Origin of the sequence: Arthrobacter oryzae (genome assembly GCF_037911235.1) — a bacterium.
Classification (GTDB): Bacteria; Actinomycetota; Actinomycetes; order Actinomycetales; family Micrococcaceae; genus Arthrobacter; species Arthrobacter oryzae_E.
Genome location: NZ_JBBLYW010000063.1, coordinates 23,856 through 41,817, shown reverse-complemented (window position 1 = coordinate 41,817; position 17,962 = coordinate 23,856). Strand labels below are relative to the sequence as shown.

Annotated in this window: 14 protein-coding genes and 1 pseudogene; 6 read left to right on the top strand and 9 right to left on the bottom strand. The window is 66.6% G+C overall.

Annotated elements, in window-relative coordinates; all coding sequences use genetic code 11:
* Window positions 1-13 precede the first annotated feature (13 nt).
* Together WMN78_RS16590 and WMN78_RS16585 are read right to left on the bottom strand one after the other, a co-directional pair.
* Window positions 14-2,401 carry a DEAD/DEAH box helicase gene (locus tag WMN78_RS16590; RefSeq protein WP_340534829.1) on the bottom strand — a complete coding sequence of 796 codons (2,388 nt, stop codon included), beginning with the start codon at window positions 2,399-2,401 and terminating at the stop codon, window positions 14-16.
* A 101-nt stretch (window positions 2,402-2,502) separates the two neighbouring features.
* Window positions 2,503-3,195, bottom strand: a complete 693-nt coding sequence (locus WMN78_RS16585) for a GNAT family N-acetyltransferase (RefSeq protein ID WP_340534828.1) — start codon at window positions 3,193-3,195, stop codon at window positions 2,503-2,505.
* A gap of 143 nt (window positions 3,196-3,338) precedes the next feature.
* Here WMN78_RS16585 and WMN78_RS16580 point away from each other — a divergent pair, with 143 nt between their 5' ends.
* Complete coding sequence (locus WMN78_RS16580) at window positions 3,339-4,232, top strand: rhodanese-related sulfurtransferase (protein WP_340534827.1); 894 nt, start codon at window positions 3,339-3,341, stop codon at window positions 4,230-4,232.
* Between the two features lie 31 nt (window positions 4,233-4,263).
* Here WMN78_RS16580 and WMN78_RS16575 read toward each other — a convergent pair whose 3' ends face one another.
* The 6 genes from WMN78_RS16575 to WMN78_RS16550 all read right to left on the bottom strand — a co-directional run bounded on the left by WMN78_RS16575 (window position 4,264) and on the right by WMN78_RS16550 (window position 9,515).
* Window positions 4,264-4,803: a hypothetical protein gene (locus tag WMN78_RS16575; protein WP_340534826.1), complete on the bottom strand. Its 540-nt coding sequence runs from the start codon at window positions 4,801-4,803 to the stop codon at window positions 4,264-4,266.
* A gap of 98 nt (window positions 4,804-4,901) precedes the next feature.
* Window positions 4,902-5,450, bottom strand: a complete 549-nt coding sequence (locus WMN78_RS16570; RefSeq protein WP_340534825.1) for a hypothetical protein — start codon at window positions 5,448-5,450, stop codon at window positions 4,902-4,904.
* On the bottom strand, window positions 5,450-6,361 hold the full coding sequence (locus tag WMN78_RS16565; RefSeq protein ID WP_340534824.1) for a hypothetical protein: 912 nt from the start codon (window positions 6,359-6,361) through the stop codon (window positions 5,450-5,452). Before WMN78_RS16565 ends, WMN78_RS16570 begins: the two co-directional genes overlap by 1 nt.
* Window positions 6,362-6,403: 42 nt before the next feature.
* A complete protein-coding gene (locus WMN78_RS16560; RefSeq protein ID WP_340534823.1) occupies window positions 6,404-6,865 on the bottom strand; it encodes a hypothetical protein in 462 nt (153 codons plus the stop codon).
* Window positions 6,866-6,935: 70 nt separating this feature from the next.
* A complete protein-coding gene (locus WMN78_RS16555; RefSeq protein ID WP_340534822.1) occupies window positions 6,936-8,093 on the bottom strand; it encodes a hypothetical protein in 1,158 nt (385 codons plus the stop codon).
* 231 nt (window positions 8,094-8,324) lie between these two features.
* Entirely contained in the window at window positions 8,325-9,515 is a 1,191-nt protein-coding gene (locus WMN78_RS16550) for an NYN domain-containing protein (RefSeq protein WP_340534821.1), read from the bottom strand.
* 115 nt (window positions 9,516-9,630) lie between these two features.
* Here WMN78_RS16550 and WMN78_RS16545 point away from each other — a divergent pair, with 115 nt between their 5' ends.
* The gene (locus WMN78_RS16545; RefSeq protein WP_340534885.1) at window positions 9,631-11,277 is read left to right on the top strand and encodes a DUF7059 domain-containing protein; all 1,647 of its coding nucleotides are present in this window, start codon (window positions 9,631-9,633) and stop codon (window positions 11,275-11,277) included.
* Window positions 11,278-11,385: 108 nt separating this feature from the next.
* On the opposite strand, the pseudogene WMN78_RS16540 reads toward WMN78_RS16545, so the two are convergent.
* Window positions 11,386-12,537, bottom strand: a pseudogene (locus WMN78_RS16540) (MFS transporter); the annotation flags it as partial.
* Between the two features lie 189 nt (window positions 12,538-12,726).
* Between WMN78_RS16540 and WMN78_RS16535 the strand changes: the two are divergent.
* The 4 genes from WMN78_RS16535 to WMN78_RS16520 all read left to right on the top strand — a co-directional run bounded on the left by WMN78_RS16535 (window position 12,727) and on the right by WMN78_RS16520 (window position 17,961).
* Window positions 12,727-13,368: a winged helix-turn-helix domain-containing protein gene (locus WMN78_RS16535; RefSeq protein WP_340534820.1), complete on the top strand. Its 642-nt coding sequence runs from the start codon at window positions 12,727-12,729 to the stop codon at window positions 13,366-13,368.
* A gap of 107 nt (window positions 13,369-13,475) precedes the next feature.
* Window positions 13,476-16,208, top strand: coding sequence for a type I DNA topoisomerase (topA, locus tag WMN78_RS16530; RefSeq protein WP_340534819.1), 2,733 nt, complete (start codon window positions 13,476-13,478; stop codon window positions 16,206-16,208).
* A 202-nt stretch (window positions 16,209-16,410) separates the two neighbouring features.
* On the top strand, window positions 16,411-16,860 hold the full coding sequence (locus WMN78_RS16525; protein ID WP_340534818.1) for an SseB family protein: 450 nt from the start codon (window positions 16,411-16,413) through the stop codon (window positions 16,858-16,860).
* 90 nt (window positions 16,861-16,950) lie between these two features.
* A complete protein-coding gene (locus WMN78_RS16520; protein ID WP_340534817.1) occupies window positions 16,951-17,961 on the top strand; it encodes a Ppx/GppA phosphatase family protein in 1,011 nt (336 codons plus the stop codon).
* The last annotated feature ends 1 nt before the right edge of the window (window position 17,962 follow it).

Genomic DNA, 17,962 nt, shown 5'->3' with positions numbered 1-17,962 from the left:
CCGATGAGCCGCCTCAGAACGGGGCTGCGTGCTCTTCCGCCCGGGCAGCATTCGGCTGTTCCGTGGCGTCCTTTAGCAGGACGTCGATCAGGGTGATTGCCGCCGCTTTGTCCAGCGGGTTGTTTTTGTTGCCGCACTTGGGCGACTGCACGCAGGACGGGCAGCCGGCGTCGCATTCGCAGGCCGCGATGGCGTCCCGGGTCGCGGATAGCCACACCTTGGCCTTGTCGAAGCCGCGTTCGGCAAAGCCGGCGCCGCCGGGGTGCCCGTCGTACACAAAGATCGTGGGCACCCCGGTGTCGGCGTGGATGGCGGTGGAAACGCCGCCGATGTCCCAGCGATCGCTGGACGCCACGAGCGGGAGCAGCCCGATCGCAGCGTGTTCGGCTGCGTGCAGGGCGCCCGGGAACTGGGCTTCGATCAGTCCGGCCCCGGTCAGCGAACGGTTGTCCACCACAAACCAGACAGCCTTCGTGAACAGGTCCCTGGCACCGAGCTCCAGCGGTTCCTCACCCAGAATCTCATTCGAAATTAGCGCCTTGCGCTGGAAGGAGACCACCTGTGTTGTCACCTTCACGGCACCGAAGTGTACGGCGACGTCGCCCCACTGAGCTGTCCGCTGTGTCTCCAGGACTTCGATCTGGGTCACGTCGCGGGCGGTGGTGTAGTAATCGGGGTTCGCGCGGCGCACCATCACGCAGTGGTCTGCCTCGTTCAGGTCCTCCACCACGTAGCTGTCGCCCTGATGCACGTACACGGCACCCGTGTGGGCCTGGTAGTGCGTCTGGGGTGAGTCCATGGTGCCAAGCAGGGAACCTGTCTCGGCGTCGACGATGCTCACCGGACCGCCGCCGTCGGCCCGCAGGTTCACCATGGCCGCCGCGCTCTGCGGGTGCGTCCAGAACCAGCCGGCCGGACGTTTGCGGAGGTAGCCCTGCGCCACGAGCTGGTCCAGTAGTTTCTCCGAAGTGGGGCCGAACAGGTCAAGCTCCGCGTAACCGAGGGGCAGTTCAGCTGCGGCGGCGCACAGGTGAGGCCCGAGCACGTAGGGATTGGAGGGATCGAACACCGTGGCTTCCACGGAAACATCAAAGATGGCTTCCGGATGGTTCACCAGGTAGGTGTCCAGCGGATCGTCGCTGGCCACGAAAGCGGCGAGGGCGTCCTGGCCGGCGCGCCCCGCCCGGCCGATCTGCTGGAAGAGGGACGCCCTCGTGCCGGGCCAGCCGGCAACCAGGACGGCGTCGAGCCCGGAGATGTCGATCCCGAGTTCGAGGGCCGACGTGCTGGACACACCCAGGAGTTCCCCCGACCTCAGGGCCTTTTCCAGGGCCCGCCGCTCCTCCGGCAGGTAACCGGAACGGTAGGCGGCCACGCGCTGGGGGAGGCTGGGATCCACTTCGTCCAGTAGCCGCTTGGTAATGGCGGAAATGGTCTCAGCCCCGCGCCGGGACTTGATGAACGCAATGGTCCGGATCCGGGAGGAGACAAGGTTGGCCAGCAGGTCGGCAGTTTCGGCCACGGCGGTCCTGCGTTCTTTGGCGCCGTTTTCACCGCGCAGCTCCGTGAGGGCCGGTTCCCAGAAGGCCACGGTGGTGGAGCCGTGGGGTGAGGAATCCTCGGACACGGCCCGGACGGGTGCCCCGATGAGCCGGCCGAAGGACGTTCCCGGTTCGGACGCCGTTGCCGAGGCCGCGATGAACACCGGACCGGGGTGGGAGGTATTGGCGCTGTAATAGGCGCAGATGCGCCGCAGCCGACGCATCAGGTTGGCCACGTGGGAGCCGAAGACGCCCCGGTAACTGTGGGCCTCGTCCACAATGACGTACTTGAGCCGGCGGAAGAAGCTGGCCCACCAGGCATGGTTGGGCAGGATGCCGAAGTGCAGCATGTCGGGGTTGGCCAGGATCACGTTGGCGTGGTCCCGGATCCAGCGCCGCGACGCCGGGTCAGTATCGCCGTCGTACGTTTCTGCCCTGACAGTCGGGAGCCTGAGCGAGCGGATGGCAGCGAGCTGATCGGCTGCCAGGGCCTTGGTGGGGGAGAGGTACAAGGCCACCGCGCCGTCGTCGTGGATTTTGCCCGGCTCGGAGAGTACCCGCAGTTCAGAGCGGTGGATCGCGTCCAGCGCGGGCAGCTGATAGGCCAGCGATTTACCGGAGGCGGTGCCCGTGGCGATCACCACATGCTCGCCACCGTGGGCAAGGTTCGCCGCCTGGATCTGGTGACGGTACGGCTCATGGATGCCCAGGGAGCCGTAGGCCTCGATGAGATCGGGATGGGCCCACCCCGGCCACGGCTCGTTCACGGCCTGTCGGGCGGGAATGGTGCGGACATGACGCAGCTGCTCCGGGTCCGGGCCACGGCCCAGCAGCGGAATCAGGGAGTCATGCGGGTTCACTTCAATATTGTTTCATCCGGGCTCAAATCGCCCGTACGGTGAGCCCGTATCAGCGACTGGCAGCACCGGCCTGCGCTGCCAACGTGCAGGCTGGAGCAGGGTCAGCCGACGGAAAGGTCAGCGCCCTCGTTGGAGGCGGACATCATGAGGACATGGCACAGCGTTGTCCAGCCCAGGTGCGAGTACAGCTTCTGACCGTCCAGGGACGCCAGCAGCAGGCCGTTTTCCACGTCGTGTTCGAAGGCCTGTGCCGCCAATGCCTTCATGATGAAACTTCCCAGCCCGCGCCGCTGATAGTCCGGTTCGGTGACGATCTTGTCGAACACCGCCGTGTGGCCTACCACGAACACGCGACCGCTCGCCGCCACGGATTCGCCGGCGCGCACCACGGCATGGTGGACCCCGTCGCTCTTGGATGTGGTCAGCTTCAGGTCGTCATCCGAGAGCCAGGGGTCTTCGGAGTCCTGGGTTTCCATGTCCACGATCATCATGGTCTGGGAGGCGGAGGTGACGTTCAGGCCCACTTGCTGGGCCAGGAAGGAGTACCGCGCCACATCATTGGTGAGCACGGTCAGGATCCTGGCCGGCGCCTCTGCAGTCTTCGCCGCAAGCTCGGTAAATTCTGCATCCGAGGGATCGTGGGCGAAGTATTCCCAATCCCGGGTGGTGTCTGCGCGCAGGACCGCCGGGAAGCGGCCTTCCATCCGCGTCTCGTAGCCTCGGCAACCGGCCCATCCGGTCACCCAGATTTCCACGAGGCGGGTGATGTCTTCAACCATGGCGTCTGGGCTCATGTCATGAGAGTATTCCAGCGGTGCCCCAAGCAACAGGGGCAGGGTCAGGGAAACAGTCTTGCTTACCGAATTGTGACCGATGCCACCGGTAGAGTCCAAGGCCCCGGCTCGGGCAGTTTCAGTGAGCAAGTACCCTTAAATACGTGGCTTTGAACCGAATTGTACTCTTTTACGGCTTTACTCCTATCGCAGACCCCGACGCCGTGCGCCTCTGGCAGCGCACCCTCTGCGAGAAACTGGGCCTGACCGGACGCATCCTCATTTCCAAGGACGGCATCAACGCGACCGTGGGCGGCGAGATCGGCGCGGTCAAGCAGTACGTGAAGACCACCCGCGAATACAAGGGCTTCCACGGCATCGACGTTAAGTGGTCCGACGGCGGAGCTGCTGACTTCCCCCGCCTCAGCGTCAAGGTGCGGGACGAAATCGTATCCTTCGGGGCCCCCGGCGAGCTTAAGGTAAATGCCGACGGTGTGGTGGGCGGAGGAACCCACCTCAAGCCTGAGGAACTCCACCAGTTGGTGGACGCCAAGAAGGAAAGTGGCGAGGACGTGGTGTTCTTCGACGGCCGCAACGCGTTCGAAGCCCAGATCGGCAAGTTCAAGGATGCCATCGTCCCGGACGTGGCCACCACGCACGACTTCATCAAGGAACTCGAGTCCGGCAAGTACGACGCCCTCAAGGACAAGCCCGTGGTGACCTACTGCACCGGCGGCATCCGCTGCGAGGTGCTCTCCAGCCTCATGGTGAACCGCGGGTTCAAGGAGGTATACCAGCTCGACGGCGGGATCGTCCGCTACGGCGAAACCTTCAAGGACCAGGGCCTTTGGGAAGGCTCCCTCTACGTCTTCGACAAGCGCATGCACCTCGAATTCAGTGAGGACGCCAAGACCATCGGTGAATGTGTGCGCTGTTCAGCACCCACCAGCAAGTTCGAGAATTGCTCCAACCCGAGCTGCCGCACCCTCACGCTCTACTGCTCGGACTGCGCGTCCAGTCCGGAGACCCTTCGGTGCCCGGAAGGCTGCGCCGCCTAGGCAGTACACCCAGCCGGTATCCGTCCAGTCGTCAGATCCGGCTGAACCGGTAGGCGAAGTTCGCAGCGGTCTGGGCCGCCACCTCCACGCTGAGCACGGCGTCTTCGGACACATAGATCACGTTCACCCTGGACGTTCCGCAGCGCAGGCTCAGGTCCACGAGCGCCAGTTCCCCATTGCGTACCGTGAACGACACCCTGCGCGGGCTCTTGCAGGCCAACGTCAGTGAGTACGTCCCGCTGGGCAGATGCCCGGTACTCTCCTGGCGTGTGGTGCCCGCCTTGAGCAGTCCGAAGCCCGTGTGGAACACCTGGCCCGCCGTGTCCGGGAGGACCCGCTCAACCCAGGCGTCAAGTTCCGTCCCGGTCACCGGGAGGTTGCGCCGGGGATCCTGCGGGAGAGCCGCGTCCGTGAACGGCGGCGCCGTCGCAGTGGGCAACGGCCCGCGGCCGTCGTCGTACACGTACTCACAACCGCTCAGCGCCGCTCCTGCGGCCACCACACCGGAAAGCACGACGGCGGCCGCCGCGGCCGTCCGCCGTGGCACCGGGGGTGCCTGCACGGTGTGCATACTCCGACTCTAGGCCTGCCGCCAGCCTCAAACCAGAGAGGTTCCGGACGGCACCAAAACAGCCCCGTCCTGGGAGCACGCATCGTCAGCACACGGTGTCAGGGCGCGGGGTCCACGATGCGTACGGCGCCCACAGCCGCTTTGTGCACCCGGCTTTCGTCCGGACTGACCAGGTAGGCAGTCACGGACCCGGTGCCAAGCTGAACCTGCCGGCTGACCGGTTCTCCGCACGGCACGTCGATGACCTCGGGGCTGCCCGTGGTTCCGCGCGAGGTGACCACCAACTGCGCCTCCACGGCGCCCGTGCAGACCGCCGTGACCGTATACGTGCCCGCGTTCGTGAGGACGCCGTTGTACGTCAATCCGCCTCCGGCTGCACTGTGCCCGCTGATGCCGCCGGCTGCCCCGGCACCCGCGGGAACGTCAGCCAACATCAGTTCGACGGCGCCCATGTTGCGCTCCAGTTCGGCCTCAAGTTCGGGATCCACGGAGGCGAACGGAAAGGGGCCGGCTGCCGCGGCGGTTCCCGTCCCGGACGGTCGGGACGGGGCCGGCGTTACGTCGTTCGCGTATTCACACCCGGCCACGCCGGCGGCGAGCAGGACGGCGACCAGGAACACCGCGCGTTTTGGCGCGTGGACCGCCACTACTGCCCGCTCCCGGCAGCCGGCAGCAGGCTGTACGCGGCCTGGACGGGAAAGTTGTTCGAGTCCACCATCACCATGACCCCTTCCGGTCCAACGGGAATATCTGTAGGGACCGGCCTGCCACAGGGAAGGCCGCTCACGGAGTACAAGTCCCCGCCTTTGGGCCGGACGACGACGATGTCGACGGTGGCCGGGCCCTCGCAGACGAACGTGAAGGTCAGCAGGCCGGGCACGTCAACGGCACCGGAATGCTGCCACTTGCCGGCCCACGGATAGCCCCGGAACTCACCGGGCTGCACGGGTCCGAGTTCCCCGGCCGCCCATACCGTTGTGTCGGCGGCAGAGGGGCCGCGGGGCGTCTGATCCGGATCCAGCTTGACGCCCGTGAAGGCGTACGGCCAGTCGGCTGGCGGCACAACCTCAGCGCTTATCCTGCCGCCCTTGTGGTCCAAGTACATCACTTTGCCCATTCCGCACCGGAAAGACGTGCGTTCCGGCTCGGCGTTCCCCAGGCGCACCACCAGTTCGGCGCCCGGCGCCGCAACGCAGGCCGCCGTCAGGAAGTATTCGCCGGTGGGGACATCCTCGGTCCACGATGCTGCACCACCTGAGGCGTAGGGCAGCCTGCTCCCGTCCGGGGGGCCCAGAACTTCCGTCAGCGCGTCGATATTGTCCTGCGGGTCCGGATTGTCCTGCGGGTCCGGATTGCCCTGCCGGTCCGGCGGGTCCCGCAGGCTGGGCGGCGTGACGCGGTTGTCCGGGCTGGCGTTCGACGGCGGGCCGGACGCGGCGTCCCTCGGCGCATCACCGTCAGTGTTGTATTCGCAGCCGCTTATACCGCCGGCGAGCAGAGCCAGAATCGGCACAACCGCAGCAACGCCGGCAATCCGCTTCCCCCAAAGAGCTGACATGTCCCTGAGCATACGCACCATCACCGACGGTGCAAGTCACAGCTAGCCCGCCGCCGCCAGATGGTAGGCGTAGATGAGCGGAGCGTCCACGCTGGAGGCGCTGATCTGCAGGGGCCCGGTGGCCGGGAGAGTGACTTTGGCGCGCTCGCGGCTGCCGTTGCAGGCGGCTCCGGCTTCCGCGAGTTTCGTTCCTCCGGAGGTGACCGTGAAGAAGGCCTTGCCCCCGCCGTCGCACGTTATGGTCAGCGTGTAGACGCCGGCCGGAACGTCGGCTGCGTCCTTGACCAGAGGCTGGCGGCTAAGGATCTTGCCGGCATCCTCCAGCACAATTCCGCTGGCGGTTGGCAGGGCCGTGGACTTCCACGCCGGGACGTCCGCATTCTCGATGGACACGGCTGAGGAGCAGGCCGAGGCGGCCACCACGAGGCAGGCGCCGAGAGCCGCCATGCCGACGACGCGCCTCAGCGGGGTCAGCCGCCGGGGCCCGGTTGAACGTGAAAACATACCTCCAACTTACCTGTTGAAGCGGGCTGGTCCGGCCCCTGCCATGGCCATGACCCGCGCCAGGGAAGGCCTAGCCGGCGATCAGCTCCTGCACCCTTCCCTTGTGGAGCGCAACGTACACCCGGTCCCGCAGCTGGTTCGCCTGCTCATCGGTCAAGGTCCGGTCGAGTGGCTGGAGCACCAGCCGGAGCAGAACGTTGACGTCTCCCGGGGCCATGCGGAGGCGGTCGACGGCGGCAGGCGGCAGCTCCGCCGTCGGCGTCACCGCTCTGATCTCCAACGCCGCCAGGACATCGGCCTCCCTGCCGAGGGCGGACCGCGCCAGGTCACCCAGCAGTTCGACGTCGGCCTCAGCAGGATCCGTGAGCACCAGCGAGAGATCCCGGCGGACGGCCGGCATGAGTGAAACCGGCCGGTAGGGCGCCAGGTCCAGCAACTGAGCCTGGATCTCCGGGTTCTCCGAACGGAGCAGCCGGATGTCGTCCATGCCCTTGCGCAGCATGAGTGCCCTGTCCAGCCCCATGCCGAGGGCCAGGCCGGCCCACCTCCGCGGATCCAGCCCGGAGCTGCGCAGGACCGGCGCGGCCACCAGGCCGCACTCGGCAAGTTCCAGCCATTCTGTCCGGCCGTCCGGCAGGGTGACAAGCACGTCCAGTTGCCGGCCCGCGGCGGTGTAGCTGTGGGCGGACGGTGTGGCCCGCCACTGCACACCGGGATGGTCCGCGGCCGGCAGCACGGCTTCCACTACCGCCGCCATCATGGACTCCAGGTCCGCGGGCCCCAGCAGGCCGCGCGCCTTGATGCGCCACAAATCCACCTGGTGGGGCGCCCCCACATGCGTGCGGTCAACGGCGTCCCTGCGGTAGACCAGCCCGGGCAGGACATGCAGCCTGTCGTAGCGGCCCTGCTCGCTGCGGAGGGAGTCGAGGAGTGCGGGGATGCCTGCGGAGGTGTGGCTCCGCAACATCACCGTGGGACTGATATGGCGCGAATACCGCGAGTCCCGGGTGACATCCCCTGGCGAGTAGCCCAGCCGGTCGTAATTGTCCGCGGTGGCCACCAGCGGGTTGAGCCGGTGGGTTTCTGACCGGATGTCCCAGCGCCGTTCCAGCGCGGCGACGACGTCCGCCAGCAGCCGCTGCATGGCGTGGGCTCCTGCGGCGGGGTCCGTCAGGTCGCGCAGGGCGAGTGCGGAATTGAGTTCTGTCAGGGAAAGATAGTTCTTCATGGGGGATCCTTAGGGCAGCTTTGGGAAGGGAGGAATCACCCTCAGCCGCTGCGCCGGACGGACCCCGGCGGCTGCGATTAAGCGCGCAACAAGAAGCCCGTGCGGCCGGGAAGCGGCCGAGGGCTGATAAATCGTTGCTGCCGATGCATAGGACCATCGTGCCCCGGAACGCACCTGAACCGCAACCAGCTGCGGCGCGGCCCACCGCTGCAGGGCGTTGCCATTGCGCCGCTACACGAGCTCATCGAGGCGGCGCCAGAATGCCGCACGGATGGCCTTGCGGATGTCCTGGAGATCGGTCTTCGCCTCACCGATCTTCGCGGCACAGTCCTTGATCAGGACCCGGTCAATCGTCGGCGGGAGCAGCGGGCGTTCGGCGAGGAGCTCGCTGAGTTCCCGTTGGCTGACGCTGCCGTGCCAGTTGTCCGCGAGGCTGACAGCCACCGCTTCGGCACTCTCCACGAGGTCGAACCAGGGGCTTTGAGCAGCAGGTGCGCCGGTTGCGGTGGAATACAGGGGTTCCCGCCGCACGGCACCGGCAGCCGGCGCCGGCCGCACATCCTGCAGCACGCGCCTGGGGCCCGGTGTGGGCACCGGCCTCCCGGACGGACCCGTGGGCCCGGCGGCAACGGAAGCAGCGGCGGGCCCTACGGCCGCGGGGGATCCGGCGGCCTCGGTGCCGGCACCGGCCGCAGCGTCTTCCTCCGCGGCCGCTGCCGCTGCCTCTTCCGCCGCGGCAGCACCCAGGGCGGGAACAACGCCCGGCCCGGGGAGAGGCCGCATGCCGGGTGCGCGGCCTGAGCCGTTGCTGGACACGCTGACCTCAGCCCCGGTTTCAGACGACGCAGCCGGATAGGCAGCAACCACCGGCGCGGACTTCGCAAAGCAACGGTCCAGGAGCGATTGCGGCAGGGTGGCGATATCGTCCACCTGCAGGGCCAGATGCTCCGCCACCGCGGTGACTCCCAGCCGGTGGCCCTGGTTTTCTATCCCCAGCAGCACCACCTTCATGCCGAGGTCCTGGGCGGCCTCCACCGCCTCGGCGAGGTCGTCGTCGCCGGACAGAAGGTAGGCGACGTCGGCCGAACGGTTCCGCGCGACCCCCACGAGGTCCAGGCCGAGCTTGAGGTCCACACCCTTCTGCTCGCCGTTGTAGGACATCCGCCCCAGCCGCACCTTGACGCCTGGCAGCAGGCCGATCCGCTTGTGTTCGTCGCTGAACACGCCATCCTTGGCGGCGTCATACCAGTACATCCTCAGCAGATCCCGGCTGTCGCGCTCGCTGACAAAGGCCTGGATGCCGTCCGCCAGGCTCTTGTACTGGACGGAAAACGCAGAACGCAGCGAATTTCCGGTGACCCGCAGCCCGCCAGTGGCCAGGAGGAAACCTGCGTCAACGAAGATCACACTTTTGCGGCTCATGCTCTGAAGCATAGGTGGTGCTGCTGACAATCCCGCCGTACGCGGGGCGAGCCCGTTGATCGCAGCCTGGCCGGCGCAGCCCGAACCATAGACTTGCACAGTGACTGAAACAGCGATGCACTTCACTGCCGGCAACACTTCCGACGCCCCCCGCAGCGACCTCCCGGAGCTTCTCTCCGCGCTCGCCACGGACCTGCGCGGCATCGGATACACCGTGGACGGAGTGGCTGGGCTGCTCGGGGAGTCCGCCTACGCCGCCCTCAGCCGAGATCAGCTCATCCCGGCGTTGATCGCCACCGAAGCCGCCGCGGATGGGGACCCGGACGCGGCGGCGCTTGCCGCCGTCGTACGCCTGTGGCTGTTGGCGGTGCCTCAGCGCACAGACGTGCTCGACGCCGCCCTGCCGGGGATCCGCACGGAGGGTCTCCTCAGGCTGGGGCTCGTTGAACCGGAGCCGCCGCAGTCAGATCCCGCGGCAGGAATCGTCCGGGCGAAGGCAGACCTGCGGCCCTACGGCTGGGGCGGCAATGCGGCCAGGGCCACGGGCACGGGCAGCGGCAGCGCCGACCTCTGGGTGGCCAGCGACCTTGCGGCGCACCAGCAGCCCGGCGTCCTCCGCCACGACCATGTGCTGGGAATCGGGCAGGCCTCCACCACCCTGGTGCAGACCACCATCCGCCGGGAGGTGGCGAGGGCCCTGGACCTGGGTACCGGCTGCGGCATCCAGTCCTTCCACCTGTTGAACCATGCGGACCACGTGACAGCCACCGACATTTCTGCCCGTGCGCTGGCCTTTACGCGGTTCAACCTGCTGCTCAACGCCGAAGCCCTCCGCATCGATCCGGCCCGGCCGGAGGAGCGGGTGAGCCTGCGGCTGGGTTCGCTGCTGGAACCGGTGGCGGGAGAAACCTTCGACCTGGTGGTGTCCAACCCGCCGTTCGTCATCACGCCCCGGAGCCCGGGGGAGGCCGCCGGGGACCAGTTCACCTACCGGGACGGCGGCCTGCCCGGCGACGACATTGTCGCGTCACTGGTCAGGGAACTGCCGTCCGTTCTTGCCCCGGACGGAACAGCCCAGCTCTTGGGCAACTGGGAAGTCGTGGCAGGGACGGAGTGGCGGGAAAGGCCGCAACGCTGGGCCGGACCGGACGTGGACGCCTGGTTCATCCAGCGGGAGCTGGTGGGGCCGGAACAGTACGCCGAAACCTGGCTGCAGGACGCCTCCGAATCGCGCGACCGCCAGCACTACCAGGACGCCTACGCCGCCTACCTGGACGACTTCGCCTCACGAAACGTGGCGGGGATCGGGTTCGGCATGATCTTCCTGCGCCGCCCTGCCGCCGGCGCCCGGCCGGTCATCAGCCGCTTCGAGGAGATCACCTATCCCATTGAACAGCCCGTTGGCCCGCACCTGGGGGCAGCAGTGGAGCGGGCAGACTGGCTGGCGGCCAACGACCTTGCCGCCACCCATTTGCTCGTGGCGGAGGACGTCACGGAGGAGCGGCACCAGCGCCCGGGCGCGGAGCATCCCGGCGTGATCCTGTTGCGCCAGGGCGCCGGGCTTCGGCGCACCAACCTGTTGAGCACCGAACTCGCCGGTTTCGTGTCAGCGTGCGACGGCGATCTGTCCGTCGGGCAGATCATCGGTGCCCTTGAAGCGCTGCTGGGCGGGGGTGACGGGTTCGACGGCGAAGCGTTCCGGGACGGGCTCCTCGCCGAAGTCGGGAACCTGGTCCGCGACGGGTTCCTCCTGCCCGCCTGAACCGGGAACGGTGGGTGCGGGACCAACAGTGCTGACCGGGCCGGCGTCGTCCGTGTCTTCATGGGCCGGGGCGGCGGGGCCGGCACCGCCCGGCACCGCAGGCGGAACATCATTTGAACCGAAGCGCCGCAGCACGGTGACGGCGATGGCCAGGGACACCACCGCACCAATCCCGCCGATCAGCAGGAAAGCGGAGCGAACAGGCAACAGGGCCCCCAGGAGCCCGCCCAACGCCAGCGCTGCAATGGTGATGGCACGGGTGAGGCCACCGATCATGGACATCGCCTGGCCGCGGCCTTCCTCGGGCATCCGGAGGATCACGATCGCCCCGAAGCAGGCGTTGAGGACACCGCAGAAGACTCCCATCCCGGTATAGGCGACGAACATGATGTCCACGGTCGGCACCAGCCCGATAAATGCGAGCACCGCGGACGTTAGTGCCATGGACCCCAGCAGGACGCGGAGCCGGACCGGGGATGTCTTGATCAGCCCGGCGAGGGCGGCCCCGGCGGCCATTCCCAGCGCAAAAGAGGCAATAAGGAGGCCGTACTGCGCTTCGGAGGCGCCCATCTCACCCCGGACCAGGAACACTTCAAGGACGTTCGTGGCTTCCCCCACGGCAATGAAGAACAGGGCGCCGAGCACCAGCGCCCACACCAGGCTGTCCCGCCTGATAAGCCGAAGCCCGTCCATTAGAGCGGGCTGCCCGCGGCCTGCTCGTTCGGCGGCAGTGCCACGGCGGGTCCGGATCAGGAAGGCGCCGGCTCCCATCAGGACGTAACAGGCGCTCGCGACGGAAAACGCCAATAACGGGCCGCCCCAGCCACTCAGCAGCCCACCCGCAGCCGGTCCGGCCATACCCGCGATCATGATGGTCGCCTGCATAGTGCCTACAGCGCGGGGTGTTCGCTCTTCACCAACGATCCGGGGTAACAGCGCCTGAAAGGTGGGGCCGGCCACAGCCTGGAACGCGTTCAGCACGAGAGTCAGCACGAAGAGCGCGGGGATGTAGTTCTCCAGGTAGTGCATGCTCAGACCCATGCCGGCGACGGCGGCGGCACTGCCTGCGGAAGCCGTCGTCGCGAGTGTTCGGGAATCCCTGGTGTCCGCCAGCCTGCCTGCCCAGGGGGCGAGGACCACCAGCGGCAGGGCGGAGCACAGCAAGTAGAGGGCCACCAGCCAGGAGCCCGCCAAGGCAACCGTGCCTGCTTCGGTAGCCGCTTGGAGATGCAACATCACACTGACGGCAACAGCACCCATGCCGGCGGCAGCCATAAAGCGTGCACTGCTTGCCAGCAGGAAGTCCCGGTTTCGCCAGAGGGCTGAATCTCGTCGTAGTAAGGCAGGCGATCGCCCGGCCATGTCCCCCATGTCCGCGAAACTACTCCCGGGGCCCGCGGATGTCAAGCGTTTCTTTCAGAGTTGCCGGACGGCCGGTAGAATAGAGGGGTGAATGCAGAAACTCCGGAGCCGGAGCCTGAGCCGGCCGCGGAAGAGGGCGCCAAACGCAGGGTACGGCCGGAGAAGAAGGTGGAGATCACCGATCCCAAGGCCATCCGCGCGCTTGCCCATGCGGCACGCCTCGAAGTAATCTCCGAACTGTATTCCACGCAGGTCAGCCGGACTGCCACGGAGCTTGCCGCTCAGACCGGCCTGACGCCCAGCGCCATGAGCTACCACCTGCGTGCATTGGAGAAGTGGGGCATCGTGGAACCTGCCGCCACTTCCGGCGATGCGCGGGAACGCCGCTGGCGGGCCGCCGGAACAGAGTTCACCATCAATTCAGGCGGGGGAGTGGCCAGTCCCGAGTTCGCAGTCCTCGACCTGGAACTCGACGCCTTTCGGCGGCGGGTCAATGCCTACGCCAGGGTCCGGGACGAGCGCCGGCAAAACGACGAATCCACCGAGGCGGCCGGTGTGGTGATGCTCTCCAGCCACCTGCTGTACCTGACTCCCGCGCAGCGCTCGGAGTTGACCGCGAAGGTGCTGGGCTTGCTCAAGGAATACGAGCTTGACGATCCGGACAAGGTCCCCGGGGGCGCCGAGCGCATGGCCACAATGTGGTCCCTCATTCCGGACGATCGTAAGTGATGCCCCGCACCCGTTTTCCACATGAATGCGCATCATTCTGCAAAATATGGTGAACTAGGCGAGTATGGGCTCATCTGCCCGAGCCAACCTTTTTCTGTAGGAGCACCGTGCCAAGCAAGGCCAAAACCGGCAAGAAACTCGTGATTGTGGAGTCTCCGGCCAAGAGCAAGACCATCGCCAAGTACCTGGGCGAGGGCTTCATCGTTGAGGCCTCCATCGGTCACATCCGTGATCTGCCGCAGCCGTCCGAGCTCCCTGCCGAACTCAAGAAAACCTCCATCGGCAAGTTCGCCGTCGACATCGAACACGACTTCAAGCCGTACTACGTGGTGTCCGCGGACAAGAAGAAGAAGGTGACCGAGCTCAAAGCTGCGCTCAAGGACGCCGACGAACTCTATCTCGCAACCGATGGGGACCGCGAAGGCGAGGCCATCGCGTGGCACCTGCTGGAAGTGCTCAAGCCCAAGGTGCCGGTGTACCGGATGACCTTCGGCGAAATCACCAAGGAAGCCATCCAGCGCGCCATGGGCAACCTGCGCGACGTTGACCAGGACCTTGTCGATGCGCAGGAAACCCGCCGTGTACTGGACCGCCTGTACGGCTACGAAATTTCCCCGGTCCTGTGGCGCAAAGTGGCCCGCGGACTGTCCGCCGGGCGTGTCCAGTCAGTGGTCACCCGCATGGTGGTGGACCGTGAACGGGAACGCATGGCGTTCAAGGCCGCGTCCTACTGGGACCTCACCGGCCAGTTCGGCGCCGGGTCCGGCGCTGCTTCTTTCAAAGCCAAATTAGCCTCCGTGGACGGCGCCAAAGTGGCCAGCGGCCGCGACTTCAACGACGACGGCGAACTCACCTCGCGCAACGTCACGCACCTGAACGAGGAACTCGCCACGTCCCTGGCTGCGGGACTGCAGACCGCGGAATTCCGGGTCCGCTCCGTCGACACCAAGCCGTACACCCGCCGCCCGGCCGCTCCGTTCACTACTTCGACGCTGCAGCAGGAAGCCGGCCGCAAGCTGCGCTTCTCGTCCAAGAGCACCATGCAGGTGGCCCAGCGCCTCTACGAAAACGGCTACATCACTTATATGCGTACGGACTCGTCCGCGCTGAGTGACGAGGCCCTCACGGCTGCCCGGCGCCAGGCCTCCGAACTTTACGGCCCGGAGTACGTGCCGCAGTCGCCCCGCGTTTACACCGGCAAGGCCGCGAACGCGCAGGAAGCCCACGAGGCCATCCGGCCCGCCGGTGACTCATTCCGCACCCCGGCGCAGGTGGCCAAGCAGCTCTCCGGCGACGAATTCCGGCTCTACGAGCTCATCTGGAAGCGCACTGTCGCCTCCCAGATGGCGGATGCCAAGGGCTCCACGGCCACTATCCGCCTCGGCGCCCTGGCTGTAGACGGCAGGGATGCCGAGTTCTCGGCCTCCGGCACCGTCATCACCTTCCCCGGCTTCCTTGCCGCCTACGAGGAAGGCAAGGACGAAAGCCGCGGGGACGACGACTCCGAGGAGGCCCGCCGACTGCCCAACGTGGCCAAGGACGATTCCCTCACTGCCTCGGACATCGTCGCCGTCGGCCACGAGACCTCCCCGCCGCCGCGCTACACCGAAGCCTCGCTGACGGCCGAGCTGGAAAAGAGGGGCATCGGACGCCCGTCCACCTATGCCTCCACCATCTCCACCATCCAGGACCGCGGCTACGTGCGTAAGCAGGGCTCCGCGCTCGTTCCCAGCTGGATCGCCTTCTCGGTGATCCGGCTTCTGGAACAGCACTTCCATGACTACGTGGACTACGAGTTCACGGCTGACATGGAAGGCGACCTAGACAAGATCGCGAACGGCCAGGCCGTAGGCGCCGCCTGGCTCAAGCACTTCTATTACGGCGAAGACGCCGATCCCGGTCTGCTGAGCATCGTCAACAACCTTGGCGAAATCGACGCCAAGGAAATCAACTCCGTGCCGATCGCCGAGGGCATCACCCTGCGGGTCGGCAAGTTCGGCCCGTACCTGGAGAGCTCGGTCCCCACGGTTGACCCGAAGACCGGTGAAGTTGTTGAGTCGGCCCGGGCCAACGTTCCCGAGGACTTGGCGCCGGACGAGCTGACACCGGCCAAGGCCATGGAGCTCATGGAAACGGCTGCGCCCGAGGAACGCGTGCTCGGCGAGGACCCGCACACGGGCCACACGGTCGTGGCCAAGAACGGCCGCTACGGCGCTTACGTTACGGAAATCATTCCGGAGATGACCGACGAGCAGCTGGCCAACCAGCCCGTGGAGTACTACAAGAACGGCAAGCCGAAGCCGGCGAAGAAGCCCGTCAAGGCCAAACCGCGCACCGGTTCGCTGTTCGCCTCGATGAGCGTGGATTCGGTGACCCTGGACGAGGCAATGCAGCTGATGAGCCTGCCGCGCGTGCTCGGCGAGGATGCCGAAGGCAACGTCATCACTGTGCAGAACGGCCGCTTCGGCCCGTACCTGAAGAAGGGCACGGACTCGCGCTCCATCGGCTCCGAAGAGGAAATCTTCACGATCACGCTGGAGCAGGCACTGGAGATCTACTCCCAGCCCAAGCAGCGCGGTGCCCGCGCCGCCGTCCCGCCGCTCGCCGAGTTCGGCCCGGACCCGGTGTCGGAGAAGAACATCGTGGTGAAGGAAGGCCGGTTCGGTCCGTACATCACCGACGGCATCACCAACATCACTGTTCCGCGCTCCACCTCGCTGGAGGAACTGACCAGGGAACAGGCCGTGGAACTCCTGGCGGAAAAGCGTGCCAAGGGACCGGCCAAGCGTCCCGCAGCGCGCAAGGCCCCCGCGAAGAAGAAGGCCGTCGCCAAGAAGTAGGGCCCGCTGCACCGGAGCCGCGGGGCGGCCGCGGCACGGATGGCAGGCAGAAATACTTCGGCTTCCAGCCGCCGGGGGTGGCTCCAAATCGCGGCTTTGGCCCGGCAACGTCGTGGCGTCACGCCCGCCCCGGCCGAACCCACGAAGTCGAAGCCTGGCAACGGGGTTTGCGCCCCGCCCGGCAACGTGATCGAGTAGATACATGACTGAACAGCCTGCACCCGCGGAAATAGAGCCCCTGAACGACCTCGAAGAGAAGCTCGCCACTGGTGACCAGCCGGATGCCAACCCGGTGGACGTCATCCTGTCCTTCCTCAACAACGAGGTCTACATCATCAGCTCCGATGCGCTTGAGGGTGAAGACGCACAGGTGGAGCCCTTGGTGCTCTCCAACGCCGAAGGCAAGCCGGTACTGGCCGTGTTCTCGCACCCGAGCCGCGTGGACCAGCAGTTCCTCGACGCAGCCCCTAACGTCCTGGGCACCCAGGGGGCCGCGATTATCGGCAACCTTGGTGATGAGCTGGGCATGGTGATCAACCCCGGCAGCGCCTTCGGCTTCGAAATCGATCCCGAAGGCGTGGCCAACATCCGCCGTGACTTCAAGCGCGCGGACCAGCCCTCGGAAGATTCCGGCGCAGCCTCGGCCGAGTAAGCCACATAATTGCGGGCATGATCCCGACTCGAACCGGCAAGCCGCCGACGCAGTTGCGCCGGCGGCTTGCTGTCGGTGAATAATGGCAGAATGCGTCTAGGCGTCCTCGACATCGGTTCAAACACTGTCCACCTGCTCCTGGTTGATGCGCATCCCGGCGCGCGGCCGGTGCCTTTTGCCTCGCATAAACGCCCGCTCTCGCTGGTGCAGTTCCTCGACGCCGAGGGAAACATCAACGACGCCGGCCAGCACGAGCTCATTGAATTTGTCCTTGAAGCCTGGGAATTCGCCGCCAAACACAAAGCCCAGGACCTGCTGGCTTTTTGCACCTCAGCTATCCGGGAAGCCACCAACGGCCCTGCAGTGCTGGCCCGGGTCAAGCACGAAACCACTGTGACCCTCCAGGAACTCACCGGCAGCGAAGAAGCGTCCATGACGTTCTTTGCCGTTCGCCGCTGGTATGGCTGGGGTGCCGGACCCATCCTGAATCTCGACATCGGCGGCGGTTCCTTCGAAATGGCTTTGGGCCAGGACGAGCTGCCCGAGCTGGCCACGTCCGTGCCGCTGGGAGCGAGCCGCCTCACCCGCGACTGGCTGCATGAGGACCCGCCCACGGCCAAGAGCGTCAAGGAACTCCGGCGCTACATCCGGGCGACCCTCAAACCTGCCGTCCGAAGCTTCAACGAGCTGGGCAGGGCAAACGTGGTGGCCGGGACGTCCAAGACCTTCCGTTCACTGGCCCGGATCGCCGGAGCAGCCCCGAGCGGGGCCGGACCGTACGTCAAGCGCGAACTCGGCGCCACAGACCTTGGCATCTGGGCGCAGCGGATATCCGCCATGAAGACCGAGGACCGGCTGCACCTCCCCGGCGTCTCCGAGGCCCGAGCGAACCAGCTCCTCGCCGGAGCGCTCGTGGCCGAGGCGGCCCTGGAACTCTTTGAATTCAAGAAGGTCAAGATCTGCCCCTGGGCGCTGCGCGAAGGTCTGATCCTCCGCAGGCTGGACCAGCTGATCTTTGAGGGGCCGCTGGAACCGGCGCACCACGTCGTGCTGCCGCCGGTTGAGGCCTCAGCCACCGCGTCCGGCGGGAGGGCCGACTGAG